Source organism: Mesocryomonas fontinalis, from assembly GCF_055730125.2.
Window position 1 is genome coordinate 90,045 of sequence record NZ_JBUZWG020000006.1, and the last position, 25,203, is coordinate 115,247.

Consider the following 25,203-nt stretch of genomic DNA (forward strand, 5'->3'; position numbering starts at 1 on the left):
CTCGGGCAAAGGCCGGTAGCAAAGCGGGGATGCGCCGTTCCAGCGTAGTTGCTCTTGCGAAAACATCCTCATCGGGCGCAGAATTCACGCTTGAGCGGGAGGAACCCCCTATGAACTTCGTCCTCAAAGTCAGTGAAACCGGTCATCTCGACCTGCCGGAAGACCTGCGGAAATCGATGGGGATCGAGCTTGGCGGACCTGTCACGGTTCGGATCGAGAACGGCGAGCTTCGCATTCGCGCCCTGTCGAAGGTCCTGAAGGAACTGCAAGAAGAAGCCTCCGCAATCCTCGCCGGCGACAGCGTCGACAGCTTCCTTGCCGATCGGCGCCGGGATGCCGCGAGGGAGTAGGCGCGTTGCTGCTCGATGCTTCCGCCGTGCTCGCCTATCTCCTGGAAGAAACCGGAGCCGACAGCGTTCGGGAAACCTTGCTGGCGGACAGCGCGATGAGCACCATCAATTTCGCCGAGGTGGTTACGCGCTATGTCCGTGGCGGAGCGTCGGACGACGCGGTCGGCCGGCTGCGGGACCGCTTGCCGATCCGGCTTGTTCCCTTCGACGAGGCAACTGCGATCGAGGCCGGCCGCCTGGCACGGATCACCGCTGCCTTCGGCCTGTCGCTGGGCGACCGTGGCTGCATCGCGACCGCAAGGCTCGGCGGATACGCAATCCTCACCGCCGATCGGATCTGGAAAGAGGTCGCTCCACTCGTTGGAGTAGATGTGCGTCTGATCCGCTAGCCCATATCTGCCAGCGTTAGTTGGAAGTCAGGCGTCCCTAGAAGTCCAGCTCGGCGTAGTGCGCCACCGGCGGAATGCCGCGGATGCGCTCGGTGAGGAGGGGGCGGAAGGAGGGGCGCGACTTGACGCGCATGTACCATTCCTTGGCGAGCGGCTCCTTCTCCCAGGCGATCTCGCCAAGATAGTCGAGGATCGAGAAGGAGGCCGCGGCAGCAAGATCGGCATAGGAGAGTTTTGGGCCGGACAGCCAGTTGCGGCTCTCCGCCAGCCAGCCGACATAGCGCATGTGGTGCTTGAGGTTGGCACGGGCGGCGCGGATGGCGGAAGCATCGGGCGAGCCGCCGCCCTCCTCGGGGCGCATCTCCAGCTTGAAAACGCGCTCGCGCACGAGGTAGCGGGTCACCTCGCCATCGAGCTTGATCAGGAACCACTCGGTCAGCCGGCGGATCTCGGCGCGCTCCAGCGCCTTCTCGGCGAGCAGCCGCTTCTCGCGCTGGAAGGCGCCGCGGGTCTCGTCGAGATATTCGGCGATCACCATGCCGCCGACGATCGGCGCGCCGGAATCCTCGGAGAGGATCGGCAGCGTGCCCGCCGGGTTCAGCGCCAGAAATTCGCGGCGGCGCTCCCAGGGCCGTTCGTCGACGAATTCGGCCCGCTCGCCGTATTCACCGAGCACGAGCCTGACAAAGCGTGACGCCGCCGACATGGGATGATGATGGAGCCTCAGCATGGGTGCGCGATGGGTTCTTTCGTGGGAAACGGGGCCTGCGAAGGATCGCCGGTTCGGGGCCGGTCCGCCGTGCGCTGCGGTACGGCCAAAACTCAATCTCTCATTAAAAGGTCAAGGAAAGGAAAACTACCTTGTCCAACCCCATCGACCATCTGCGGCACTTTCGGCACTAGCCGTCTCGCCGGTTCCGGCGCCGGAGACCGACGTCTGGCGTGGCGACATCCTCGGTTCGGACCGCACCCTCAACGCCGGACATAGCAGGTCGGTCCCATTCAGCAAGGCCTGCGAACCATTCGGGCCCCTGCCGCGCGATGCCGCACGTCCGCTGGATACCGCTTCATTTTTCCGACACAGCCCGAAGGCAGAGATGGTTAAGGCTTTTCCGATAGCAGGGAGAGAGCCGCCGCCGCCGCGTCTAGACGACCGCGTCGCGTGCCCACAGAGCAGCCGGACTGCAGGGGAACTTTAATGGACATCGGCTCTGCCGCCATCGCCACCTTTCTCGGGTTTCTCGAGGGACTGACCGAGTTCATCCCGGTCTCCTCGACCGGGCACATCCTGCTCGCCGGTCATTTCCTCGGCTTCCATTCCAAGGCCGGCACGTTCGAGGTGCTGATCCAGCTCGGCGCGGTGCTGGCGGTGCTCTCGGTCTACTTCGCCAAACTCTGGCAACTGGTCACCACCTTGCCGACGAGCGCCGAAAGCCGGCGCTTCATCGGCGGCGTGCTCCTCGCCTTCCTGCCAGCGGCGGTGATCGGCATGATCCTGCACGACTTCATCAAGTCGGTGCTGTTCGAGTCGCCGATGACCATCTGCATCGCGCTGCTCGTCGGCGGCATCGCGCTGCTCTTCATCGACCGCCTCGCGCCGAAGCCGCGCTATACCGACATCATGCAGTTCACGCCGGGGCTCTGCCTGAAGATCGGCTTCTTCCAGTGCCTCGCCATGATCCCCGGCACCTCGCGCTCCGGCGCCACAATTGCCGGCGCGCTGCTGCTCGGCACCGACAAGCGCTCGGCCGCGGAATTCTCCTTCTTCCTCGCCATGCCGACCATGGCCGGCGCCTTCGCGCTCGACCTCTGGAAGAACCGCAACGTACTATCGGCCGACGACATCTCGCTGATCGCCATCGGCTTCGTCGTCTCCTTCATCACCGCGCTGTTCGTGGTGAAGTACCTCCTCGACTTCGTCTCCAAGCACGGCTTTGCGCCGTTTGCCTGGTGGCGCATCGCGCTCGGCAGCGTCGGCATCGTGGCGCTCCTCGTCTGGGGATAGGGCGCACTTCGCCCCGTCACGTAAAAGGCCGCCCCGATGGCTCGGGAGCGGCCTTTTTTGTTGGATGCGGGACGCAGCGGCGGAATGAAATGTCGGCCGGAGTGTCTATGTGTGACGGTTTGGAATGGATCCCGGATCAGGTCCGGGATGACGAAGCTGCAAAGCTTTCGCCTGCTGATCAATCGAAAAAGCGTTTCAGAACTGGAATGTCTACTCGGCGTTCGTCATCCCGGGCTTGACCCGGGATCCATTCCAAGCCGCTCAAACAAGTGCGGTCCGGTAGACCTTGGCCTTCCCCGCGCGAAAACCCCGCAATCCTTACGCCGCTTCCTCGTCGCGCAGCCCGCCGGCCTGCGGCTCGGGCGTGGTGAACTGGCCTTGCGGGCGGAAGCGGATGAGGTAGGTGGGGAGGATCGACTGGATCGGCTGCGGCTGGATGCCGAAGGCGGCGAGGGTGCGGTGTTCGGCGATGGCGGCGTCCGAGACGACGTTGTCGTTCTTCAGCTGGTCGACCTGGTCGGGGGTCAGCGGCGCGCCGGGGAGGTACTGCATCACCCGCGCCATCTGGCTGGCGGCGCCGAAGGGGATGTTCACCAGCCGGCGCTTGCGCTGCACAACGGTCAGCATCGCCTCCATCATCGCCTTGAAGGTGAGGATCTCCGGACCGCCGAGTTCGTAGACCTTGCCGCCCTCGACCGTGCCGTCGACGGTCGCCGCGACCGCCTCGGCGACGTCGTTGACGTAGACCGGCTGGAAACGCGTCAGCCCGCCGCCGATCAGCGGCAGGAAGGGCGACAGCCGTGCCATGTCGGCGAAGCGGTTGAAGAACTGGTCCTCGGCGCCGAAGACGATGGAGGGACGCAGGATCGTCGCCCCCGGCACGATCTCCAGCACGGCACGCTCGCCCTCGCCCTTGGTGCGGGCATAGCCGGAGGTTGCGGCCGGGTCGGCGCCGATCGCCGACATCTGCGTCAGCCCGGCACCGGCGCCGCGCGCCGCCTCCGCCACCGCCCGCGCGCCGAACGACTGCAGCGCATCGAAGGTCTGGCGACCGGATTCGGCGAGCACGCCGACGAGGTTGACGACGTGGTCGGACCCTTCCACCGCGCGGTCGATCGACCAGCGGTAGCGCAGGTTCGCCTGGATCGGCATGACCTGGCCCATATTGCCCGCGGTCTGCAGGTGGTAGGCGAGGTCCGGCCGGCGCGAGGCGACGCGGATGCGGTGGCCGCGCTTGGCCAGGGCCCGCACGACATAGCGGCCGAGAAAGCCCGAGCCACCGAAAACCGTGACCGTCTTTTCCGTATCGATCGTCATGCCGCTCTCCGTCCTCGCCGGCGTCCCGGCACCGATGTCCGGCGCCGAATGGGGTTGGCGCGTCATACCGCGGAACGGTTGCAAGGTGAAGCACCAAGGCTGTCGCACCCTCGCCGGCGCCATCAACACCGCGACAGCGGGGACGACAGTGAAATCCGCGTTGACAGCCCGCAAACGAGACTCTAAAGCTCCCGGCAAGTGCCCAGGTGGCGGAATTGGTAGACGCGCACGGTTCAGGTCCGTGTGCCGCAAGGTGTGAAGGTTCGAGTCCTTTCCTGGGCACCAATCTATTCCCGGTCGTGATCGAGGTTCCCGCAGAGCGGGCAGACACCTCGAAGACGACGGAATGGTCCCGCTAGACGACCATCAGAGATTTTACATCGGACGATGACGCCCCGCTTTCAGCGGCGGCGTTTCTTCGGCTTTCCGTCCGTTGTCCGGTATTATCTGGCAGCTTCAAGACTTGGTCTTCTTGGCGTTCCCGGCGTGATCTCCCTGTTCGACCGCGAAGGCCGGCACGGCGTCGCCCGACGCTTCGGCAACATTTCGCGCTCTTGCCCGTTGCTACAGACGAAACAGCAACGGAGTGCATCATGCGCAAGACCCTCATCGCCGCCACGCTCGCCAGCTTCACGCTGATCCCCGCCGCCTTCGCGCAGCAGACGATCGTCGTACAGCAGCCACCGGCCGCCATCGTGACCGAGCAGCCGGCGACGACGACCATTGTCACGGAGCAGCCAGCGCGGCGCGTCATCGAGGTTCCGGCGCAGGTGCGCACCTACGTCACCCAGCAGAGCCGTCCGTCCGTCGTGCTGGAAGGCCCCGTGGTCGTCGGACAGCCACTGCCGGACACCGTGGAGTACCAGGTGATCCCCTACAGCGACGGCTACGCCTATACGGTCATCAACAACCAGAAGGTCCTGATCGACCCGAAGACCCGCAGCGTGATCGAAGTCTACGACTGATCGCCCGCCGGAAGACGGCGATCCGTTTTCGAACGATCGCTGGAAAGTAGCGATTTTAGCATGAAAAAAGCCGAGGCAGCGTCCGCTGTCTCGGCTTTTTCGTGTCCGGTGTCAGGTGTCAGGTGCGATCAGAACGGCTTGACGATCACCAGGATGACGATCAGCACCAGCAGCACCGTCGGCACCTCGTTGACCACCCGCCAGTGCCGGGCGCTCTTGAGGTTGGCGTCGCGGGCGAACTTCTTCGTCGCGGCCGAGAGGTAGCCGTGCAGGCCAGACATCGCGAGCACCAGCGCGATCTTGGCGTGCAGCCAGCCCCCCTGGAAGGCGAAGGTCGAATAGGCGAGCCAGAGGCCGGCGACCCAGGTGATCAACATGGCCGGGGTCATGATCGCCTTGAGGAGCCGGCGCTCCATGACCTTGAAGGTCTCGGACTGCGGCGTGCCCGGTCCGGCTTCCGCATGGTAGACGAAGAGCCGCGGCAGATAGAGCATGCCCGCCATCCAGGCGATGACGGCGATGACGTGCAGCGCCTTGATCCAGGTGTCGAAGTCCTTGAAATCGTATTCCATGCTCAATTCCTCGAATTTCGCACGCGGGCGATCAGCGCCTCGACGTGGGCGATCGGCGTCTCCGGCGTGATGCCATGGCCGAGGTTGAAGATCAGCGGCCCGTGCCCGAGCGCCGCCATGATCCGGTCGACGCCTTCCTCGAGCGCCGCGCCGCCGGCCACCAGCCGCAGCGGATCGAGATTGCCTTGCACGGCGCCCTGCTGCTGCAGCTCGGCGCCGAACGACAGCGGCACCGACCAGTCGAGGCCGACGCCGTTGACGCCGGTCTTCTCGCGGTAGTTCTTCAGGAGCGGACCCGCGCCTTTGGCGAAGCCGATGATCTTGGCGCCTGGAATAGCGGCGCGGACCTTGTCGACGATCGCCTTGGTCGGCGCCACCGAATAGGCCTCGAACTGCGCCTCGTCGAGGACGCCCGCCCAGGAGTCGAAGATCTGCACGCAGTCGGCGCCGGCCTGCAGCTGGCGGATCAGATACTTCGCCGACATGTCGGCCAGCATCCAGATCAGTTCCTTCATCGCCTCGGGGTGCTGGTAGGAGAACATCCGCGCCGGCGCTTGGTCCGGCGTGCCGTGCCCGGCGATCATGTAGGTCGCCACCGTCCAGGGCGCCCCGCAGAAGCCGATCAGCGTCGTCTCGTCCGGCAGTTCCTTGCGCAGCCGCGCCACCGTCGCGATCACCGGCGCGAGATGCGTTTCCGCGCGGGTTGGATCGAGGTTGGCGATTTCCTGCGGCAGGATCGGCGTCAGTTTCGGACCTTCGCCAGTGACGAAGTGGAGACCGCGATCGAGGGCATCCGGAATGACCAGGATATCGGAGAACAGGATCGCCGCATCGAAGCCGAAGCGGCGGATCGGCTGCAGCGTCACCTCGGTGGCGAAGTCCGGATTGTAGCAGAGGTCGAGGAAGCCTCCGGCCTGCTGGCGCAGCGCACGGTACTCCGGCAGGTAGCGTCCGGCCTGGCGCATCAGCCAGATCGGGGGCGGCAGGCCGGTCTCGCCATCCAGCACGCGGAGCAGTCGGCGATCAGCCATCTTGTTCCTCTTTCTAAGAGTAATTTCGATCGAGAAATCTCTTTTAATTCTATGAGTCGGTGGATAGCCGGAATCCACAGAGCGGAGAAGATGGACGCGAGGTCGGTAAAGTCCATGCCTTCCCGGCAGCCGTCAGGCCGTGCCGGGGATAATTCCGGGACTGGTGCCGATTTGTCGATCGAAATGAGAGGTTTGCGCCGAGAGCGCGCTAGGACCGGGCTGTGGACGGTGCGGGGACGGGCGGAACGTCGCCGCTTTATCCCCGGAGTTCACAAGCCTGCTTCCACAGCCGGTATCATGCATGGAATTGTGGATGAAACCGGACTTGTTCACGCCCTGCCGGCGCGCACGGAAAGCCCCCGGGACAAACCCCCGGTCATCAACAGGGGGCCGAGAATCGCGGGGGCAAAGAGGCGCACCTCTTGCGCTTCTCCGGCGAATCGAGTCGCGGGATGAAATCCGGCCCTTTTCGACATCCGCATTTGACCCGAAGAATCTGAATAAAACTTTAAGGAAACCGCCATGCCGATCATTCTTGCCTCGGGCAGCCCGCACCGCCGGCTCATGCTGGAAAACGCCGGCATCGCCTTTGCCGTCGAGCCCTCGACGCTGGACGAGCGGGCGCTGGAGGCGCCGCTTCAGGAAAGCGGCGCAGGTCCCGAGGATGTCGCGCTGGTGCTGGCGGAGGCGAAGGCGGTGGATGTCTCCGGCCGGAACCCCGGCGCGCTGGTGATCGGCGCCGACCAGACGCTGTCGCTGGGCGATCGCGTCTTTCACAAGCCGGCGGATAGGGAAGACGCGCGGCGGACGCTGCTGGCGCTGTCGGGACAGAGGCACCGCCTGAACAGCGCGGTAGTGCTGGCGCGGGACGGCGTCGCCCTCTGGCGGCATGTCGGCGTCGCCGAGATGACGATGCGCACCCTCGATCCCGGCTTCATCGGCCGGCATCTCGGCCGTGTCGGCGACAAGGCGCTCGGCAGCGTCGGCGCCTACCAGATCGAGGGGGAGGGGATCCAGCTGATGGAGCGGATCGAGGGCGACCTCTTCACCATCATCGGCCTGCCCCTGCTGCCGCTGCTCGCCGAGCTGCGGGCGCGGGGGGCGATCGACGGGTAGGTAACGCGGCCACTCCAGGGATCGGAGGGCGAGAACTCCAGATATTCGTCATCACCGCGTGGTGCGCAAGGAGCCATGCCGGGGCTTGGAAGACAACGTCATCGGTCGGCGCGGCGCGAACCATTCTGTCCCCGAAGCAGCCTTGGAAAGGGAGAGGCATGGGTCCCCGCGCGGTGCGCGAGGATGACGATCTCGAGCGCTGTGCCGTCTTCTGGGCAGCCTGCAGCTCCGCTGGCTGAACCGATGCCGCGGCTCCGTGCGCAAAGGGCGGTCATCGTCCTGCGCTAACGCGGTATCGCTGTTTGAATGGCGCCGATCCCAACGGTCGTCATCCTCGGCCGCAGGCCGGGGACCCATGCCGGGGCGTGGAGGTAATTTGAGAAGTTGGAGGTTGTCCGCGTTGCCGAGCACGCCTGGACAGGGAGAGGCATGGGTCCCCGCGCGGTGCGCGAGGATGACGATCTCGAGCGCTGCGCCGTCGTCTGGACAGCCTGCAGATCCGCTGGCCGAACCGATGCCGCGGCTCCGCGGGCAAAGGCCGGTCATCGTCCTGCACCCAACGTTATCGCGGTTTGGATGGCGCCGATCCCAACGGTCGTCATCCTCGGCCGCAGGCCGGGGACCCATGCCGGGGCGTGGAGGTAATTTGGGGCGGTGGAGGTTGTGACGTCCCGGTAGCAGCCGGTGACAGGGAGAGGCATGGGTCCCCGCGCGGTGCGCGAGGATGACGATCTCTGAGGTTTCAACCTGCGGGTGGTTCGGCTGTCACGGACCCCGGAGCTATCCCGCAGAGATCGAAGCGGCATTTTCGGACGGGGCCGGCGTAAACAAAAACGCCGCGCCGGGGTTTCCGGCACGGCGTCAGGCATCAGGCTTCATCTGGCCAGGCGCGAACGCCGCGCCAGAATGTCGGTGTCAGTTCGCCAGCTTGTCGGCGAAGAGGGCGAGGGCCTTCTGGTAGACGCCGGCCTTGTTCCAGTCGGCGAAGACGGCGTTGTTCGGCTCGCCGGGATTGTAGCCGGCGCCGGCCTGCCAGCCGTGTGCCTTCAGGAAGTTGGCGGTGGAGGCGAGGACGTCGGCCTTGGAGCGGATGAGGTCGGAATGGCCGTTGCCGTCGCCGTCGACGGCAAAGCGCAGGTAGTTCTTGGCGAGGAACTGGGTCTGGCCGATCTCGCCGGCCCAGGCGCCGACCATCTGGCTGGCCTGCATGTCGCCGCGCTCGACGATGCCGAGTGCTGCCAGCAGCTCCTCGGTGAAGAAGTCCGAGCGGCGGCAGTCGTAGGACAGCGTCGCCAGCGAGCGGAAGACGTTCATGTTGCCGGAATTGGCGCCGAAGCCGGTTTCCATGCCCCAGATCGCGACCAGCACTTCCTTCTGCACGCCGTAGCGCTTCTCGATGGAGTTGAGCATGCCGGCATTGTCGCGAATGATCTTCTTGCCCTTGTTGACGAAGGAGGCGGGCGCGCGGCGGGACATGAACTCGTCGAGCGAGAGCTTGAAGCTCTTCTGGTTGCGGTCGAGGCCGATGACCTTCTTGTCGTAGCTGACATTGCCGAGCGCCGACTGGATGGTGCCCTCGGAAATGCCGGCCTGCCGGGCCTCGCCCTTGAATTCTTCGAGCCAGGCGGGAAAGCCGTTCGCATTGTTGCCGCACTGGGCGGCGAGCGCCGGTGCGGAAGCGATGCCGACGAGGGCAATGCCGGCGAGCGCCAGAGCGCGGGCGGCCTGTCCGATGATCTTCATGAATTGTTCCTCGTTATGACGCCGCGGAGCCGGGCCCGCCTCGGTTTCATCTGATGTGCGGCGGCACGGCCGCCGCTTTTGGTTGGCATCCTGCGGGTTCCCTAACCCATTGCGTTGCTTCTGCGAAGGGCAGGAGAAGGGGAACGACGAAGGATCGTCTTCGCCAGGACATGCGCTCACGGCGTCGTGTAGAGAAAATCCTCGCGGACACCGAAACGACATCTGCGGCATCTGGCTTAAAGCCGGGTTACCAAAGCGATAACGAAGGCGAAGTGCGTCGCCTGGTGGGCGCTCTGGTCGAGCCCGAATGCCCACCAGAACGGCGGCCGGTCGAAGCCAAGCCCGCGCGTCGCCACCGCCTTGATCCGGTCGATGGCGGCGTGCACGGCAAGGTCGACCAGCGCCAGCCAGGCGAGGGCCGGAACCGTGGCGAGCGCGATCGCCAGCGTTCCCGCGGCGTGCAGGGCGGCATGGGCAGCGAGCGGCGCCCGCCAGTCGTTGACGGCGCCCTTGCCCCGCACCATCCAGGCCGTCTGCAGCAGGTAGTCGCAGAGAAAATGCTTGGCCATGAAGGCGGCGTAGACGAGGCAAAGCGAGGCGAGCGAAATCTGCACGTGACGGACCCGTGCCGCAGAGGCACGGCAGCTGAAGCATCTAGACAAAACACTAACGTTGCATTGCGCCCGCGCTTGTCGCATCGCTGGCGCATCACTCCGATGGCGGCACCCGCAATGTCCAGCTCTCCGCTCGAAACTCCCAGCCCTCTCGCGCCAGCCTTCGGTGAGCGCGCGCCCGGTGCTCCCAGTGCCCCCGGCACTCCCAGTGCCTCCCGCACTCCGGGCACTCCGGGTACGCCCGGCGTTATTGGCGTTCCTGGCGACCCCGCGGTGCCCGTCACGCCGGTTCCGCCGGGGCCGGCTGTCGCGCCGGCCACCCGCACCGGGCTCGGCATCCTCCTGATGCTTCTCGCCATGCTCGCCTTCTCGCTGAACGACACCATGGGCAAGTGGCTGGTCGCCACCTACACCGTCGGACAGGTGATGCTGCTGCGCAGCGTCGCCGCCCTCGTCGTGCTCGCGCCGATGATCTGGCGGATCGGCCCGCGCCGGATCATCGCCGTCGACCGGCCGCGGCTGCAGCTGCTGCGCGTCGTGCTCTCGACCTTCGAGGCCTTCTGCTTCTACGCCGCCGTCGCCTCGCTGCCGCTCGCCGACGTGATGACCTACTGGCTGGCCGCGCCGATCTACGTCGCCGCGCTGTCGCCGCTGATGCTCGGCGAAAAAGTCGGCTGGCGGCGCTGGACGGCGATCGCGGTGGGCTTCTGTGGCGTCATCGTGGCGCTCGAGCCCTCGGCCGCGAGCCTTACCTGGCCGGCGCTGATCTCGGTCGTCGGCAGCTTCGTCTTCGGCCTCACCATCATCCTCGGCCGCCAGCTGCGCGGCACGCCGGATACGGTGCTGGTCACCTGGCATTTCGGCGCCTCGTTTCTCGCCGGCCTTGCGACCGTTCCCTTCGCCTGGGTGACGCCGACCGCGCTCGATTTCGGGCTGCTCAGCCTCCTCGGCGTCGTCGCCATGCTCGCCCATGTCGCGATGAACCGGTCGCTGAAGCTTGCCGACGCCTCGCTGGTCGCGCCGCTGCAGTACACGCTGCTGTTCTGGGCGCTGATCTTCGGCTTCATCTTCTTCGGCGAGGTGCCCCGCCCGACCATGCTCGTCGGCGCCGCGATCATCGTCGCCTCCGGCCTGTTCATCGTTTTTCGCGAGCGTCAGCTCGGGAGGCCGGCGGTGCGGCCGGTGGATCCGCACTAGAGCGCCGTGTGCCGCAAGCGAGGCGGGGAGGGCGTCAGGCCCCGCCCTTCACCTGCGTCGAGACGCCGCTGAAAGCCGCCCGCCGACGGCGCACATCCGGTTGACCCTCCGAAAAATATAAAATATTCTTTTGCCGCGACGGCGCTTTGGCTCGGCTCTTGTTCAGGGCGAACCAGGCGGCTGGCGCAGACGGCGCGTGCGGAGGAGAGGCCGTCACGCGGGAGAGACGTCGAAACCCCTGCCGTCAATCGGTGGCAGCGGGCGGGCCGGAGGGCCCTTTCATCCTGGGGAGGATTTCTGCATGACCATTAAACTGACGCCTAAACTGACGCCGTCGCTGCTGGCGGCGGCCGCGTTCACGGTTCTGGCCGGCGCCCCGTCGGCGATGGCCCAGAGCTCGGACAAGACCTTCGCGCTGTCCAACAACTATGCCGGCAATTCCTGGCGCCAGGCGATGATCAAGAGCTGGGAAGACGGCACCAAGAAGGCTGTCGAGGCCGGCGCCGCCAAGTCCGCCGACGCCTTCACCACCGGCGAGAACTCGCCGACCGAGCAGGCCGCACAGGTGCAGAACCTGATCCTGCAGGGCTACAACGCCATCGTGCTGAATTCAGCCTCGCCGAGCGCCCTCAACGGCGCGGTGAAGGAAGCCTGCGATGCCGGCATCACCGTCGTCTCGTTCGACGGCGTGGTCTCCGAGCCTTGCGCCTGGCGCGTCGCGGTTGATTTCAAGAAGATGGGCGTCGACCAGATCGACTATCTCGCCAAGCGCTATCCGAACGGCGGCAACCTCCTCGAAATCCGCGGCCTCGCCGGCACCTCGGTCGACGACCAGATCCATGCCGGTCTCGCCGAGGGCGTGAAGGCCCATCCGAACTTCAAGATCGTCCGCGAAGTGCAAGGCGACTGGACGCAGACCGTCGCGCAGAAGTCGGTGGCGAGCGTGCTGCCGAGCCTGCCGGAGATCATCGGCGTCGTCACCCAGGGCGGCGACGGTTTTGGCGCTGCGCAGGCCTTCGAGGCCGCCGGCAAGCCGCTGCCGACGATCATCATGGGCAACCGCGAGGACGAGCTGCGCTGGTGGAAGCAGCAGAAGGACAAGAACGGCTACGAAACGTTTTCGCAGTCGATCGCACCCGGCGTCTCCACCCTCGGCTTCTGGGTCGCCGAGCAGATCCTCGCCGGCAAGGAAGTGCCGAAGGACCTCGTCGTCCCGACGCTGCGCATCGACCAGGACAATCTGGAAGGCGGCCTCGAAAAGACCCCGGCCGGCGGCGTGACCAACCAGGAATACACCCAGGAACAGGCGGTGGCGGTGATCGCCGGGAAGTAAGCGGCTTCGGCCGGTCGGCCTGCTACCCCCTTTGCCATCACGGCGAGGTGCGGGGGTGACGCTGCCGTCTTCTCCCCTGCGGGGAGAAGGTCGCGGCAGCGGGATGAGGGTTAGCGCTGCCGGGTTTGTCCGCGGCTTCCCCCTCATCGGCCTGCCGGCCACTTCTCCCCGGAGGGGCGAAGAAGCAGCGTTTCGGCCGCGCTTGTCTTCTCAAGCACCGCTCCTCATCCCGCGACCTTCTCCCCGGAGGGGCGAAGAATGCAGCTGACGCCCATCCGAGAATTTGACCCGATGACAGCATCGCCTTCCGCCATCCCGCCCGCACCCCCGATCGTCGCCCTGTCCGGGGTCACGAAATCCTTTGGCGCCGTTCGCGCGCTGGCGGGGGTCGACCTGGTCGTCTCGCCTGGCGAGGCGCTGGGGCTTGTCGGTCACAACGGCGCCGGCAAGTCGACGCTGATGCAGATCCTTGCGGGCACGCTGACCCACGATGCCGGCACCTTCGCGGCCGGTGGCGAGCCGGAGGTTGCGCGCTTTTCGGTCGCCGCCGCGCATGCTGCGGGCGTGCGCTGCGTGTTCCAGGAACTGTCGCTCTGCCCCAACCTCTCGGTCGCCGAGAACACCAGGCTTCGCCATCCGGCGCTGAAGGGCTTTGGCTGGCGCGGCCCGGCCGGCCGGCTGATCGCGGCGACGCTGGACGAGATTTTTCCCGGCCACGGCATCCGGCCGGACACGCTGATCGCCGACCTCGCGCTCGGCCAGCGGCAGATGGTCGAGATCGCCATGAACTTCACCGCGACCGACACCGAGCCGAGGCTGGTGATCCTCGACGAGCCGACCTCCTCGCTCGACCATTCCGTCGCAGCGCAACTGCTCGCCCACATCCGCCGCTTCACCGCGCGGGGCGGCAGCGTCATCCTGATCTCGCACATCCTCTCCGACATCTTGGGCACCTGCGACCGCATCGTCGTCATGCGCGACGGCCGCGTGGTCGCCGAGCGCAAGGCGTCGGACTTCGACCGCGCCGGCCTCGTCGCCGCGATGGGCCATGTCGCCGAGGAGAAGCACGCGGGCGAAGGCCACGCGCGCACTGAAGTGAAGCGTACCGGCAGTCCTTGCGTGAAGGCCCGCTCGCCGAAACAGCGCGACGGCCGCTCGCTGGAACTCTTTCCCGGCGAGATCATCGGCCTTGCGGGCCTTGCCGGTCACGGCCAGACGGGGTTGCTCCGGCTGATCCAGAACGCCTCCGGCCGGTCCTCGCGCTTTGCCGACGTCACCGGAAAAGTCGCCTTCGTCGCCGGCGACCGGCAGGCGGACGGCGTGTTCCCGCTCTGGTCGATCGGCCAGAACGTCACCATCCGCTCGCTCTCGGCGCTGTCGCGGCTCGGCCTGATCGATGCCGGCGCCGAGCGGGCGATGGAGAACACCTGGCGCGACACCTTCCAGATCAAGACGCCGGACATGGGCGACAATATCCTGACGCTGTCGGGCGGCAACCAGCAGAAGGCGCTGTTCGCCCGGGCGCTCGCCTCCGATGCCGACATCATCGCCATGGACGACCCGATGCGCGGCGTCGACGTCGGCACCAAGCGCGAGGTCTACCAGCGCATCCGCGAGGAGGCCGACAAGGGCCGCGCCTTCCTCTGGTACACCACCGAGTTCGACGAACTGCTGAACTGCGGCCACGTCTATGTCTTCCGCGAGGGCGAGATCGTCGCCGACCTCTCCGCCGACGAGTTGACGGAGGAAAAGGTGCTGCAGAGCTCTTTCCTGGAGGAGACGGCGGATGCTTGAGGCCTTTTCGTCTCTGCCGCGGTGGGGCGCCCACCCCCCTCTGTCCTGCCGGACATCTCCCCCTCAAGGGGTGAGATCGGCTTCTTCGGAAAGGCCGCAGTCGTCATCGCGCCCGATCTCCCCCCTTGAGGGGGAGATGCCGGCAGGCAGAGGGGGGTGCTGCGCGCAACCGCTGGCGTACCCCCTCCCGCTCCTTCCCGCCGGAACGCTCGGAACCCCCGCATGACCCTCTTTTCCTCCCGCGCCCTCCGCTCGGCGGTCCCGGCGCTGTCCTTCGCGGTGCTGCTCGCCGCGATCTTCGTGATCCAGCCGCGGGCGATGAGCTATGTCGGCCTCAACCTGATGCTGAACCTTGCGCTGCCGATCGCGCTCGCCACCATCGCGCAGCTGTTCATCCTGACGGTCAACGATCTCGATCTCTCGATCGGCGGCTTCGTCTCGCTGGTCGCCTGCATCGCGGCGACTTGGCTGAACGACACGCCGCTCCTCGGCATTGCCGCGCTGATCGTCTGCATCGCCGTCTATGCCGGCCTCGGCGCGCTGATCCACATCCGCAACCTGCCGTCCATCGTGGTGACGCTCGGCATGTCCTTCGTCTGGCTCGGCTGTGCCGTGCTGATCCTGCCGAGCCCCGGCGGCCATGCGCCGGACTGGCTGACGGCGATCGTCAAGTTCAAGACGCCCTATGTGCCGCTGGCGATCGTCGGCGCGGCGCTGCTGGCGGTGATCGTGCATGTCGGCCTGATGCGCTCGGCGGCCGGCGTGGTGCTGCGCGGCGCTGGCGGCAATGCCCAGGCGGTCGGCCGGGCCGGCTGGTCGCTGCTGCGGGTGAAGGTGACGATGTATGCGCTGTCGGGCTTCTTCGGCGTGCTCTCGGGCCTCGTGCTGGTCGGCACCACCAGCTCGGCCGATGCCAACATCGCGCTGCGCTACACGCTGTTCTCGATCGCCGGCGCCATTCTGGGCGGCGCCGAGTTCACCGGCGGGCGGGTCTCGCCGATCGGCGCCGTGCTCGGCGCGCTGACGCTGGCGCTGGTCGGCTCGCTGCTCTCCTTCATGCGGATTTCGCCGGACTGGCAGATCGGCGCGCAGGGCGTGATGCTGATTGCGGTGCTGGCGCTGCGCAGCCTCGTCAACCAGCTGGAGGCCCGCGAGGCATGAGCGCCGAGACACAAGCCCTTCCCATGCCGGCCAAGCGGTCGATCGGCCGGCGCATGCCCTGGCTGTTCTCCTTCCTCGGCGCCGCCGCGATCTTCGTGGTGACGCTCGTCGTCAACGAGGGCCGCGGCGGGCCGGAGATCATGACGGCGGCGCTGACCTTCGGCGCCTTCTACGTCATCGTCGGCATCGGCCAGATGTTCGTCATCACTACCGGGCCCGGCAATATCGACCTGTCCGTGCCCTCGACCATCGCCTTCTCCGGCGCGGTCGCGATGAAGCTGATGGAAGGGCAGAACGCGGCCATCCTCCTTGGCCTCGGGGCGGCGCTGGCCATCGGTTTCCTGATCGGCTGCTTCAACTACCTGCTGATCCGGGCGCTCAAAATCCCGCCGATCATCGCGACGCTGTCGTCGAGCTTCATCATCCAGTCGCTGGCGATCGCCTATGGCCGCGGCCTGATGATCAAGCCGCCGCCGCTCTTGGCCGAGGCCGCCACCGGCCGCGTGTTCGGCCTGCCGATCGTCGCGATCCTCGCCATTCTCCTCAGCGTCCTGATGGCCGTCATCCTGCACCGCACCGTCTACGGCCGCTCGGTCGCCGCGATCGGCCAGAACATCCGCGCCGCGGGGTTGGCCGGCGTCCGCGTCGACCGGATGCGCTTCGCCACCTACGCGCTCTCGGCCATGCTCGCCGCGCTCTGCGGCACGCTGCTCGCCGGCTTCTCCGGCGGCGCCTCGCTGAACATGGGCGAGGAATACCTCCTCGCCTCGATCGCCGTCGTGGTGGTCGGCGGATCGGCGGTGGCGGGCGGCTTCTCCAACGTCTCCGGGCTCTGGGGCGCCGCGTTGTTCCTCTATCTCCTCGTCACCATGTTGAACACGTTCGGCGTCGGGGCGGGCGTCCGGCAGATCTTGACGGGGCTGATCATCATCGGGGTGATCACGCTGGCGGGCGGGCCGAAGAGCGGGCGGGGGTGATGGGTGTGCGATGTTTCACGTGAGACACGGGCTTTTCCGTTTCGTCATCCCGGGCTTGACCCGGGATCCATTCCAAATCGCCGAACATGCTCGAGAACGGCGGACCTTCCGACATTCTGAACCGAACTGCACCTGACACGCTGAGGAATGGATCCCGGCTCAAGGCCGGGACGACGAACTTTCAAGGATGCATCGCGATGGAAGCGCCGCGAAGCCAAAACGACACCCACACCAACACCGCAACGACACACGACACCTGACCTCTAACTGAAACGAACCTCGCCATGGCCAACACCGTCCGCCTCGACCCCGCCGACAACGTCGTCACCGCGCTGCGCTCGCTCGAAGCCGGCGTGCCGGTGGAGACCGAGGCGACGCCCGCTTCGACCGGCGCCACCACCGGTGCCGACGAGCACGTCACCACGCGGATCATGATCCCGCGCGGCCACAAGGTGGCGACGCGGCTGATCCCGGCCGGGCAGGCGATCGTCAAGTATGCGCAGATCATCGGCTATGCCTCGCGCGACATCGAGCCGGGCGAGCACGTGCACGTGCAGAACACCGAGTTCCGCAACACCGAGCACGCCTACGAGTTCTCGACCGACCTGCGGCACGTCACGATGGTGCCGGAGGGCCTGCGCGACACCTTCATGGGCTACCGCCGCGCCAACGGCACGGTCGGCACCCGCAACACCATCGCCATCCTCACCTCGGTGAACTGCTCGGCCACCGCCGCCCGCAAGATCGCCGCCGCCTTCGGGCCGGAGGAGCTTGCCGCCTACCCGAACGTCGACGGCGTCACAGCCTTCGTGCACGGCACCGGCTGCGGCATGGCCGGGGACGGCGAGGGGTTCGACGCGCTGCAGCGGGTGATGTGGGGCTATGCCCGGCACCCGAACGTCGCGGGCGTCTTGATGGTCGGGCTCGGCTGCGAGGTCAACCAGATCGACTGGCTGCTGGAGGCGAACGGCATCGAGAAGGGCCCGATGTTCCACGCCATGAACATCCAGGACGTCGCCGGCCTTCGGCAGACCGTCGAGGTCGGAATCGCCAAGGTGCGCGCCATGCTGCCGCTCGCCAACGAATTCAAGCGCACGCCTTGCCCGGTGTCGGAGATCATGGTCGGGCTGCAGTGCGGCGGCTCGGACGCCTGGTCCGGCATCACCGCCAACCCGGCGCTCGGCTATGCCTGCGACCTGCTGGTCGCCCAGGGCGGCACCGGCGTGCTCTCCGAGACCCCGGAGATCTACGGCGCCGAGCATCTCCTCACCCGTCGCGCCATCGACCACAAGACCGGCGAGAAACTGACCAAGCTGATCACCTGGTGGGAGGATTATACCGCCCGCAACAAGGGCTCGATGGACAACAATCCGAGCCCCGGCAACAAGAAGGGCGGCCTCACCACCATCCTCGAGAAGTCGCTCGGCGCCGCCGCCAAGGGCGGCACCTCGCCATTGATGGGCGTCTATAAATACGGCGAGCCGATCACCGCGCGCGGCTTCGTGTTCATGGACTCGCCGGGCTACGACCCCGCCTCGGTCACCGGCCAGATCGCGTCGGGCTGCAACATGATCGCCTTCACCACCGGCCGCGGCTCGGCCGCGGGCTACAAGCCTGCGCCCTCGATCAAGATTGCGACCAACACCGAGATGTACCGCCGCATGGTCGAGGACATGGACGTGGACTCCGGCCGCATCGTCTCGGAAGGCCTCACCATCGAGCAGTCCGGCCGCGAGATCTACGACCTGATCATCCGCGTCGCCTCGGGCGAGATGTCGAAGTCGGAAGCGCAGGGCCTCGGCGATTTCGAGTTCGTGCCGTGGCAGATCGGGGCGACGATGTAGTCAGGCTGCTGGGCCGAGGCGACGCGTGTCGCCTCGGTAGGAAGGCGGCTACGCCGTCCGCGTCACCTTGGCTTCGATCCTCACCCCTTCGGCCTCGCCGAGGCGTCCGATGATTTCGAAGAGGTTGTTGGCCGTGGGATTGCCGTCTGGTCCCAGCATCCTCATCAGGCTCTTGGCGTTCTTGCCGGTCAGTTCGGCAAGGGCAGCAAAGCCGATGGTGGCGTTGATGTGCGTGCGCAGCAGAATGCGACCCTCGTCGACCTCGCCGGCGAGCAGTGCCTGGATCGCATCTTCGAACAGGTGATCGGCCATCGCCGGATTGGCTCCGGCGGCAGCCTTCAGCGTATCAGCATAGCTCAGGGTTGGCATGCTCTCTCCCGTCAGTGGCGTTCGGCGAGATGGGCTCGCCACATCAGCTTTGCGCGCGCGATATCCTCGCTCTGACGCTGCTTCGTCCCACCCCAGAGGAGAATGACGATGCGCGTCCCCTCCTGTCCGAGGTATACCCGATAGCCCGGGCCGAACGGGATGCGCAGTTCGTGCACCCCGTCGCCGACACTCTTCAACGCAGTGGTGTTGCCGTCTTCGAGCCGACCGAGCGCTATGGCAACGCGGCTTGCAGCCATGCGGTCGAGCCCTGCCAGCCATCGCGCGAAGGGTGGCCGCTCATTTTCTCCGACATAGGTACGGATCTCGATCACGCGAGAGGGTAACACATAGGTTACCAAGAGCAAGAGATCTCACGCCCGGCGATGCGTATCGATCGCCGGGCAGCGCTGTGTTGGTCTCAGCCAGCCTTCTTCTCCTCGTCCGCGATGTGCGCGCGGATGATGGAGGCGAAATCCTTGTCGGCGGTGAAGCCGAGCGACAGGGCGCGCGCCGGGTCGAAGTCGCGGGCCCAGCCGGCGACGATGGTGGCGATCTTCTCGTCCGGCACGCGCTTCACGCGGGCGACGACGTCGTCACCGGCGACTGCGCGCAGCGTCTCCAGCATCTCGCCGACGGTGACCGAGAGGCCGGGCATGGTGAGCGAGCGACGGGCGCCGAGCGGGGCGGTGTCGAGGGTCGCCGCATGCATCAGGAAGCCGACCGCGGAAGCGGGGCTCGCAGCCCAGTGGCGGACGTCGTCGCCGACCGGCAGGATCGCCTCCTGGCCCGCCAGCGGCTCGCGGATGATGCCGGAGAAGAAGCCGGACGCGGCCTTGTTGGGCTTGCCCGGGCGCACGATGATCGTCGGCAGGCGGATGCCGATGCCATCGAGGAAACCTTTGCGGGAATAGTCGGCGAGCAGCAGCTCGCAGATCGCCTTCTGGGTGCCGTAGCTGGTCAGCGGCGCCGAGAGGAAGGTGTCGGAGATCTTGTCCTCGAACGGCGTGCCGAACACCGCGATCGAGGAGGTGAAGACGAGCTTCGGCTTGTAGCCGCCCCCGGTCAGGCGGATCGCCTCGAGGAGGTGGGTCATGCCGTCGAGGTTGATCCGGTACCCCTTCTCGAAATTCTCCTCGGCCTCGCCGGAGACGATGGAGGCGAGGTGGAAGATCAGGTCCGGCTTGTTGGCGACCAGCGCCTCGACGATCGCCTTGTCGGCGATGTCGCCGGCGCTGCGGGTGATCGCGATGGCCTTCTCGTCGGAGGCGACGGTGGCCTCGACGACGTCGAAGAGATCGAGGGCGGTGATCGCGGTATCGCCGACCTTGCCCTCGGCGACGAGGCGCTCGGTCAGCTTGTGGCCGACCATGCCGGCAGCGCCGAGTATCAGAATGCGCATGTGTTCCTCCCTGGTATGCTTGTTTTCGGCAAGGCGCCGTTTGTTTGAGAGCTGCGTCCCTCTTGAAAGAAGAGGTCGAGCCCTTTCAATTTCGTCATCCCGGGCTTGATCTCTGCGAAACCAACGGTTTCGCTGGGATCCATTCCTCGGCGCGTCAGGCGCAGTCAGGTCTAGAAAGTCGGAAGGTCCGCCGTTCTCGGGCATGTTCAACGATTTGGAATGGATCCCCAGCGAAACCGTTGGTTTCGCAGAGATTAAGTCCGGGATGACGAAGTTTGGGCGTTGGCGCCCTACCCTTCAGCGTGTTCCGTTCCTACGTCGCTCTCGTCCCCGCGCGCGCCTACAGCGTCCAGCCGCCGTCGATCACCTGCATCGTGCCGGTGGTAAATGCGCTTTCGTCGGAGGCGAGGTACAGCGCCAGCGCCGCGATCTCCGTGGGCTTGCCGAGGCGGCCCATCGGCTGGCGGGAGATGAACAGCTCCTCCGCCTTGTCGCGGCCGCCGATCTTGGCGCCGAGTGTGTCCATGCGCTCGCCGAGCGAGGGCGATTCGATGGTGCCGGGGCAGATCGCGTTGCAGCGGATGCCGCGCTTGACGAAGTCGATGGCGATCGAGCGCGTGAGGCCGAGCACCGCCGCCTTCGAGGCCATGTAGGCGTAGCGGTTCTCGGCGCCCTTGATGGTCGAGGCGGCGGACGAGATGTTGATGATCGAGCCGCCGCCGTTCTCCAGCATGCGCGGCAACAGGCCGGAGATCATCCGGTGCATCGCCTTGACGTTGAGGTCGAAGGAGAAATCCCAGTCCTTGTCGGTGCAGTCGAGAATGGTGCCGTGGTGAACGTAGCCGGCGCAGTTGAACAGGATGTCGGGCGTCGGCAGCCCGGCGGCATAGGCGGCGACGGCCGCCGAATCGGTGACGTCGAGCGCTGCTGTCTCGACCGTGCCGAAAGCCTCCAGTCCTTTGAGCTTGGCGGCGTCGAGGTCGCTGGCGTAGACGGTCGCGCCCTCGGCGAGGAAGGTCTCGACAACCTGGCGGCCGATGCCCTGGCCGGCTGCCGTGCAGACCGCGATCTTTCCCTCGAGCCGTCCCGCCATCTCTTCTCTCCCGCTGCGCAAGCCTTGCCGGGCGCCTCCGCGTCCGGTTCTCGAGCGCGAGCTATACAGGTTTTCAGCTGGGATACCAGTTGCCGCCACCGTATCTCCGACGCCCCAAGCCGCGCCTATTCGCCGCCGAGAAAACCCTTGCGGCGGAGCCAGACATAGACAGCGGCGGCCGAGCCGAGGGCGATCAGCCCGGCGACGAACGTGCCCCAGGGCGACTGCGCCAAGGGAAAGCCGCCGGTGTTCATGCCGAAGAAGCCGGTGACCAGCGTCGCCGGCAGCAGCAGAGCTGAGAGGATCGACAGGACGTAGAGGTTGCGGTTGGTGCGCTGGGCGGCCTGAAGGTCCAGTTCGTCGCGCAGCAGCCGGAGGTCGGTCTGCGTGCCCAGCACGTCGGCATCGAGCGAGGCGGTGCGCTGGGATAGCTTTTCGACCGCCGGCAGCAAGGCATCCGGCAATTCTTCGTCGGCCTCCAGCCGCTGCAGCACGGCCCTGATGCCGGAGAGCTGCCGGTGCAGTTGCACGGCCTTGCGGCGGACGGCGACGAGGGTGCGCTGGTCCGGCTGCCAGCCATCGGCGAGGAGGGCGTCCTCGCTGGTCTGGACCGTCGTCTGCAGCGCCACGGCATTCTTGCCGGCGACCTCCAGAATGGCACTGAAAAGCAGTTCCAGCGCGGCCGCCGGCCCGCGCGGTGCCTGGCCGCGGTCGATCCGCCGCTTGACGAGGTCGGCGGCATTCAGCGGGTGATGGCGGGCGGTGACCATCAGCCCATCCGACAGCGCAAAGCGTAGCGCCCCCATGCGGGAGGTCTGGCCGTGGCCAAAATCGACCTCGACGTCGTGCAGCACGCAGGCGACAAACCCTGCCTCGACCAGTGCCCGCTGGTGGGTGTCGGGCGACAGCAGCAGCTCGCCGACGGCAAGCGGCAAGGCACCGTTCGCCTCGATCCAGCGGCAGCTCGACTGGTCGGCGATGTTGAGGTGCAGCCAGCGGAACACGCCGGGCGCCGAAGCGGGCAGCCCAGCCAGGCTGTCCTCGCCCAGCGGCAGGACGACATCGCTGGCGTCAACGCCCCAGATCAGGCCCGATGGCGTCATCATGCGGGATCGCGGCTAGTAGTGCTCGGGCACGTGCATCTCGTCCGGCACGGGGTGGCGGACATAGTCGTCGTGCCGCTCGCGCGGCGGCAGCGTCACCGGCGGCTTGACCACTTCCTGGTAGGGGATCTGCTGCAGCAGATGGGCGATGCAGTTGAGGCGGGCGCGCTTCTTGTCGACCGCCTCGACCACCCACCAGGGCGCCTCGACGATGTGCGTCCGCTGCAGCATCGCCTCCTTGGCGCGGGTGTAGTCTTCCCAGCGCCGACGCGACTCGACGTCCATCGGCGACAGCTTCCACTGCTTCAGCGGATCGTTAATGCGCATGTGGAAGCGAAATTCCTGCTCCTCGTCGGTGATCGAGAACCAGTACTTGATCAAGATGATGCCCGAGCGAACCAGCATGCGCTCGAAGTCCGGCACGGTGCGGAAGAACTCCTCCACCTCCTCGGCCGTGCAGAAGCCCATCACCCGCTCGACGCCGGCCCGATTGTACCAGGAGCGGTCGAACAGCACCATTTCGCCGGCCGCCGGCAGATGCGGCACGTAGCGCTGGAAATACCACTGGCTGCGCTCGCGCTCGCTCGGGGCGGGGAGCGCGACGACCCGGCAGACCCGCGGGTTCAGCCGCTGGGTGATGCGCTTGATGGCGCCGCCCTTGCCGGCGGAATCGCGGCCCTCGAAGATCACCACGACCTTCAGCTTCTGGTCCTGCACCCAGTCCTGCAGCTTCACCAGCTCGCGCTGCAGCCGGAACAGCTCCTTGAAATAGACCCGGCGATCCATCGAGTGACCGTGGCCGATGCCGTCGAGGCTCTCCTCGTCGAGCGTCATCTCCATCTCTTCGTCGACGGAGTCGGCGATCTCGTCGCGGATTCGGTCGTAGAAGGCGGCGGTCTCGGCGAGTTCGTCCATGGAAGCGCTCCGGCGGTTTTCCTGAGCCATGGCGGTTTTTTGTTACCGATTTGTGACACCCGGCGGGCGCCGACGAAGCCTTCATTCCCGCAAGAAGCCTTGCTGCCGCAGCGAAACTCTCCTAGCGTCTTCCTCGTCTCCCGCCTGCAATCGACAGAGGCCCTCTGCAATCGCCGCGGGCTAGACATGCCGGGCTCTCCCGCTATACCGCCGGGTGTAGATTGCAGCGATGGTGCGATGCCCTTTCATATCAAGAATCCCGACACCGACGCGCTCGCCCGTCGCTATGCCAGCTTGAAGAAGCTCGGCCTGACCGAGGCGGTGCATCTGGCGCTGGAGGAGGCGCTGGTGCGCGAAGCTTCCAAGCCCTCGCTGCCGGACGTCGCCGCCGGGTTCTATCGCGAGCTGAAGGCGCGGAGCCTCGCTGCCAAGGTGGCCGGCGAGACCGCCTACAAGACCGATGGCAAGACCCCCTACAAGAGCGATGGCAAGACCGATGGCCCGGTGCCGGATCCGGCAGGCTGATGTTCGTCGACGCCTCCGCGCTCATCGCCATGCTCACCGACGAGGACGAGGCCCGGATCTTCGCGGCGCGGCTGCAGGCCTCGGCGAAGCGGCTGACCTCGCCGTCGGCGGTGCTGGAGGCCGTCGTCGCCCTCGCGGCTGCGCTGGACCTGCCGCTGGACGAGGCGGAGGCGGCGGTGAAGCGGTTTCTCGAGCTGATGGGCATCCAGACGGTCGCCGTGCCGGTGCAGGCTTTGCCGCTCGCCGTCGTCGCCCTTGCGCGCTACGGCCGCAGCGACACCCGCCCGGCGGGGCTCGAGGCCGCCGACGCGCTCGCCTATGCCGCCGCGCGCTACTACCGGGTGCCGCTGCTCTACAAGGGCGGGCGCTTTGCGGGGACCGACATCGAGGCGGCCTGACGCCCTCAGGGCGGTCCGGATGCCGCCCGGCGGTCGGGCTTGACCCGGCGGGGCGTTTGCGGTTCTGAAGGCTTCCGGCCAGCGCCGTCCGGCGCCGATCCGATTTCACCAAGAGGTACCGCGATGACCATCCGAGTCCACAAGGGCGACCTTCCCGACCTCGCCCGCTATACCGGCTCGGTCGCCATCGACACCGAGACGCTCGGCCTCGACACCCGGCGCGACCGGCTCTGCGTCGTGCAGCTGTCGCCCGGCGACGGCACCGCCGACATCGTGCAGATCGCCAAGGGCCAGCGCGAGGCGCCGAACCTCTGCAAGCTTCTCGCCGACCAGACCAAGACCAAGATCTTCCACTATGCCCGCTTCGACATCGCCGCGCTCTACCACGCCTTCGGCACCATGACCGAGCCGGTTTTCTGCACCAAGATCGCCTCGCGCCTGACCCGCACCTATACCGACCGGCACGGCCTCAAGGATCTGGCGCGCGAGCTCGTCGGCGTCGACCTCTCCAAGCAGCAGCAGTCCTCCGACTGGGCGGCCGAGACGTTAACCCAGGCGCAGCTCGAATACGCCGCCTCCGACGTTCTCTATTTGCACGACATGATGGGCGTCCTCCTGAAGCGCCTCGAGCGCGACGACCGCATGGCAATCGCGAAAGCCAGCTTCGCCTACCTGCCGACCCGCGCGAAGCTCGACCTGCTCGGCTGGGACAACGAGGACATTTTCTCGCACTCGGCGTGAGGCTTTCCGACCACACGAGGCACGACTTCAAACGTCGTCATCCTCGGGGCCGTAGCCCCGGGGACCCATGCCGAACCTTCCGAACAACACGATCGGGTCGACATTCCTGAGGTCCTGAACCAGAGCATGGCCTTGCAGTATCGGCATGGGTCCCCGGCCTCCGGCCGAGGATGACGACCGTCAAGTGCAGGCGCCTTTCGGTCGGAAACCGTTAGCGACAAGGCAGCCTGTAACGGCGCTAAGTCGTAAGAC

At 66.6% G+C, this 25,203-nt stretch carries 26 protein-coding genes and 1 tRNA gene; 15 read left to right on the plus strand and 12 right to left on the minus strand.

From position 1 onward, the window contains the following. The first annotated feature begins 29 nt into the window (after window positions 1-29). Window positions 30-350 (plus strand): AbrB/MazE/SpoVT family DNA-binding domain-containing protein, encoded by a 321-nt coding sequence (locus ACZL02_RS15620; protein ID WP_472939189.1) that lies wholly within the window; start codon window positions 30-32, stop codon window positions 348-350. Between the two features lie 5 nt (window positions 351-355). Beyond that, window positions 356-739: a type II toxin-antitoxin system VapC family toxin gene (locus ACZL02_RS15625; protein ID WP_472939190.1), complete on the plus strand. Its 384-nt coding sequence runs from the start codon at window positions 356-358 to the stop codon at window positions 737-739. 37 nt (window positions 740-776) lie between these two features. Here the strand turns inward: ACZL02_RS15625 and ACZL02_RS15630 are convergent, their stop codons facing one another. Then, complete coding sequence (locus ACZL02_RS15630) at window positions 777-1,469, minus strand: glutathione S-transferase family protein (RefSeq protein WP_472936404.1); 693 nt, start codon at window positions 1,467-1,469, stop codon at window positions 777-779. Window positions 1,470-1,937: 468 nt separating this feature from the next. Here ACZL02_RS15630 and ACZL02_RS15635 point away from each other — a divergent pair, with 468 nt between their 5' ends. Further along, entirely contained in the window at window positions 1,938-2,744 is an 807-nt protein-coding gene (locus tag ACZL02_RS15635) for an undecaprenyl-diphosphate phosphatase (RefSeq protein ID WP_472939191.1), read from the plus strand. Window positions 2,745-3,062: 318 nt separating this feature from the next. Here ACZL02_RS15635 and ACZL02_RS15640 read toward each other — a convergent pair whose 3' ends face one another. Then, window positions 3,063-4,061 (minus strand): complex I NDUFA9 subunit family protein, encoded by a 999-nt coding sequence (locus ACZL02_RS15640; RefSeq protein WP_472939192.1) that lies wholly within the window; start codon window positions 4,059-4,061, stop codon window positions 3,063-3,065. 200 nt (window positions 4,062-4,261) lie between these two features. On the opposite strand from ACZL02_RS15640, the gene ACZL02_RS15645 reads away from it, so the two are divergent. Together ACZL02_RS15645 and ACZL02_RS15650 are read left to right on the plus strand one after the other, a co-directional pair. Further along, window positions 4,262-4,346, plus strand: a tRNA-Leu gene (locus ACZL02_RS15645). Between the two features lie 308 nt (window positions 4,347-4,654). Then, a complete protein-coding gene (locus ACZL02_RS15650; protein ID WP_472939193.1) occupies window positions 4,655-5,026 on the plus strand; it encodes a DUF1236 domain-containing protein in 372 nt (123 codons plus the stop codon). Between the two features lie 128 nt (window positions 5,027-5,154). Here the strand turns inward: ACZL02_RS15650 and hemJ are convergent, their stop codons facing one another. Beyond that, a complete protein-coding gene (gene hemJ, locus ACZL02_RS15655) occupies window positions 5,155-5,598 on the minus strand; it encodes a protoporphyrinogen oxidase HemJ (RefSeq protein ID WP_472939194.1) in 444 nt (147 codons plus the stop codon). A gap of 2 nt (window positions 5,599-5,600) precedes the next feature. Beyond that, entirely contained in the window at window positions 5,601-6,629 is a 1,029-nt protein-coding gene (hemE, locus tag ACZL02_RS15660) for a uroporphyrinogen decarboxylase (protein WP_472939195.1), read from the minus strand. 522 nt (window positions 6,630-7,151) lie between these two features. On the opposite strand from hemE, the gene ACZL02_RS15665 reads away from it, so the two are divergent. Further along, window positions 7,152-7,745: a Maf-like protein gene (locus tag ACZL02_RS15665; protein WP_472939196.1), complete on the plus strand. Its 594-nt coding sequence runs from the start codon at window positions 7,152-7,154 to the stop codon at window positions 7,743-7,745. Window positions 7,746-8,660: 915 nt separating this feature from the next. Here ACZL02_RS15665 and ACZL02_RS15670 read toward each other — a convergent pair. Together ACZL02_RS15670 and ACZL02_RS15675 are read right to left on the minus strand one after the other, a co-directional pair. Next, entirely contained in the window at window positions 8,661-9,488 is an 828-nt protein-coding gene (locus ACZL02_RS15670) for a lytic murein transglycosylase (RefSeq protein WP_472939197.1), read from the minus strand. Between the two features lie 236 nt (window positions 9,489-9,724). Then, entirely contained in the window at window positions 9,725-10,102 is a 378-nt protein-coding gene (locus ACZL02_RS15675; protein ID WP_472939198.1) for a DUF3307 domain-containing protein, read from the minus strand. 273 nt (window positions 10,103-10,375) lie between these two features. Between ACZL02_RS15675 and ACZL02_RS15680 the strand changes: the two genes are divergently transcribed. The 6 genes from ACZL02_RS15680 to ACZL02_RS15705 all read left to right on the plus strand — a co-directional run bounded on the left by ACZL02_RS15680 (window position 10,376) and on the right by ACZL02_RS15705 (window position 18,408). After that, window positions 10,376-11,299, plus strand: a complete 924-nt coding sequence (locus tag ACZL02_RS15680) for a DMT family transporter (RefSeq protein ID WP_472939199.1) — start codon at window positions 10,376-10,378, stop codon at window positions 11,297-11,299. Between the two features lie 301 nt (window positions 11,300-11,600). Then, window positions 11,601-12,632, plus strand: coding sequence for an ABC transporter substrate-binding protein (locus ACZL02_RS15685; protein WP_472939200.1), 1,032 nt, complete (start codon window positions 11,601-11,603; stop codon window positions 12,630-12,632). Between the two features lie 291 nt (window positions 12,633-12,923). Beyond that, entirely contained in the window at window positions 12,924-14,426 is a 1,503-nt protein-coding gene (locus tag ACZL02_RS15690; protein ID WP_472939201.1) for a sugar ABC transporter ATP-binding protein, read from the plus strand. A 222-nt stretch (window positions 14,427-14,648) separates the two neighbouring features. Next, window positions 14,649-15,587 (plus strand): ABC transporter permease, encoded by a 939-nt coding sequence (locus tag ACZL02_RS15695; protein WP_472939202.1) that lies wholly within the window; start codon window positions 14,649-14,651, stop codon window positions 15,585-15,587. Then, window positions 15,584-16,564 carry an ABC transporter permease gene (locus tag ACZL02_RS15700; protein ID WP_472939203.1) on the plus strand — a complete coding sequence of 327 codons (981 nt, stop codon included), beginning with the start codon at window positions 15,584-15,586 and terminating at the stop codon, window positions 16,562-16,564. The genes ACZL02_RS15695 and ACZL02_RS15700 overlap by 4 nt, the downstream gene beginning before the upstream one ends. Window positions 16,565-16,848: 284 nt before the next feature. Next, the gene (locus ACZL02_RS15705) at window positions 16,849-18,408 is read left to right on the plus strand and encodes a UxaA family hydrolase (RefSeq protein ID WP_472939204.1); all 1,560 of its coding nucleotides are present in this window, start codon (window positions 16,849-16,851) and stop codon (window positions 18,406-18,408) included. 48 nt (window positions 18,409-18,456) lie between these two features. On the opposite strand, the gene ACZL02_RS15710 is transcribed toward ACZL02_RS15705, so the two are convergent. The 6 genes from ACZL02_RS15710 to ppk2 all read right to left on the minus strand — a co-directional run bounded on the left by ACZL02_RS15710 (window position 18,457) and on the right by ppk2 (window position 23,212). Beyond that, window positions 18,457-18,777 carry a hypothetical protein gene (locus ACZL02_RS15710; protein ID WP_472939205.1) on the minus strand — a complete coding sequence of 107 codons (321 nt, stop codon included), beginning with the start codon at window positions 18,775-18,777 and terminating at the stop codon, window positions 18,457-18,459. An 11-nt stretch (window positions 18,778-18,788) separates the two neighbouring features. Continuing rightward, a complete protein-coding gene (locus ACZL02_RS15715) occupies window positions 18,789-19,109 on the minus strand; it encodes a type II toxin-antitoxin system RelE/ParE family toxin (protein WP_472939206.1) in 321 nt (106 codons plus the stop codon). 86 nt (window positions 19,110-19,195) lie between these two features. Beyond that, window positions 19,196-20,176 (minus strand): D-erythronate dehydrogenase, encoded by a 981-nt coding sequence (gene denD / locus ACZL02_RS15720; protein WP_472939207.1) that lies wholly within the window; start codon window positions 20,174-20,176, stop codon window positions 19,196-19,198. A 340-nt stretch (window positions 20,177-20,516) separates the two neighbouring features. Continuing rightward, entirely contained in the window at window positions 20,517-21,269 is a 753-nt protein-coding gene (locus ACZL02_RS15725) for an SDR family oxidoreductase (protein ID WP_472939208.1), read from the minus strand. A 125-nt stretch (window positions 21,270-21,394) separates the two neighbouring features. Further along, a complete protein-coding gene (locus ACZL02_RS15730; RefSeq protein ID WP_472939209.1) occupies window positions 21,395-22,375 on the minus strand; it encodes a CorA family divalent cation transporter in 981 nt (326 codons plus the stop codon). A 12-nt stretch (window positions 22,376-22,387) separates the two neighbouring features. Beyond that, window positions 22,388-23,212 (minus strand): polyphosphate kinase 2, encoded by an 825-nt coding sequence (ppk2, locus tag ACZL02_RS15735; protein WP_472939595.1) that lies wholly within the window; start codon window positions 23,210-23,212, stop codon window positions 22,388-22,390. Window positions 23,213-23,524: 312 nt separating this feature from the next. On the opposite strand from ppk2, the gene ACZL02_RS15740 reads away from it, so the two are divergent. The 3 genes from ACZL02_RS15740 to ACZL02_RS15750 all read left to right on the plus strand — a co-directional run bounded on the left by ACZL02_RS15740 (window position 23,525) and on the right by ACZL02_RS15750 (window position 24,951). Then, complete coding sequence (locus ACZL02_RS15740; protein WP_472939210.1) at window positions 23,525-23,812, plus strand: type II toxin-antitoxin system VapB family antitoxin; 288 nt, start codon at window positions 23,525-23,527, stop codon at window positions 23,810-23,812. Continuing rightward, complete coding sequence (locus ACZL02_RS15745; RefSeq protein WP_472939211.1) at window positions 23,812-24,210, plus strand: PIN domain-containing protein; 399 nt, start codon at window positions 23,812-23,814, stop codon at window positions 24,208-24,210. Before ACZL02_RS15740 ends, ACZL02_RS15745 begins: the two co-directional genes overlap by 1 nt. 123 nt (window positions 24,211-24,333) lie before the next feature. Continuing rightward, complete coding sequence (locus tag ACZL02_RS15750) at window positions 24,334-24,951, plus strand: ribonuclease D (RefSeq protein WP_472939212.1); 618 nt, start codon at window positions 24,334-24,336, stop codon at window positions 24,949-24,951. Window positions 24,952-25,203: the final 252 nt, after the last annotated feature.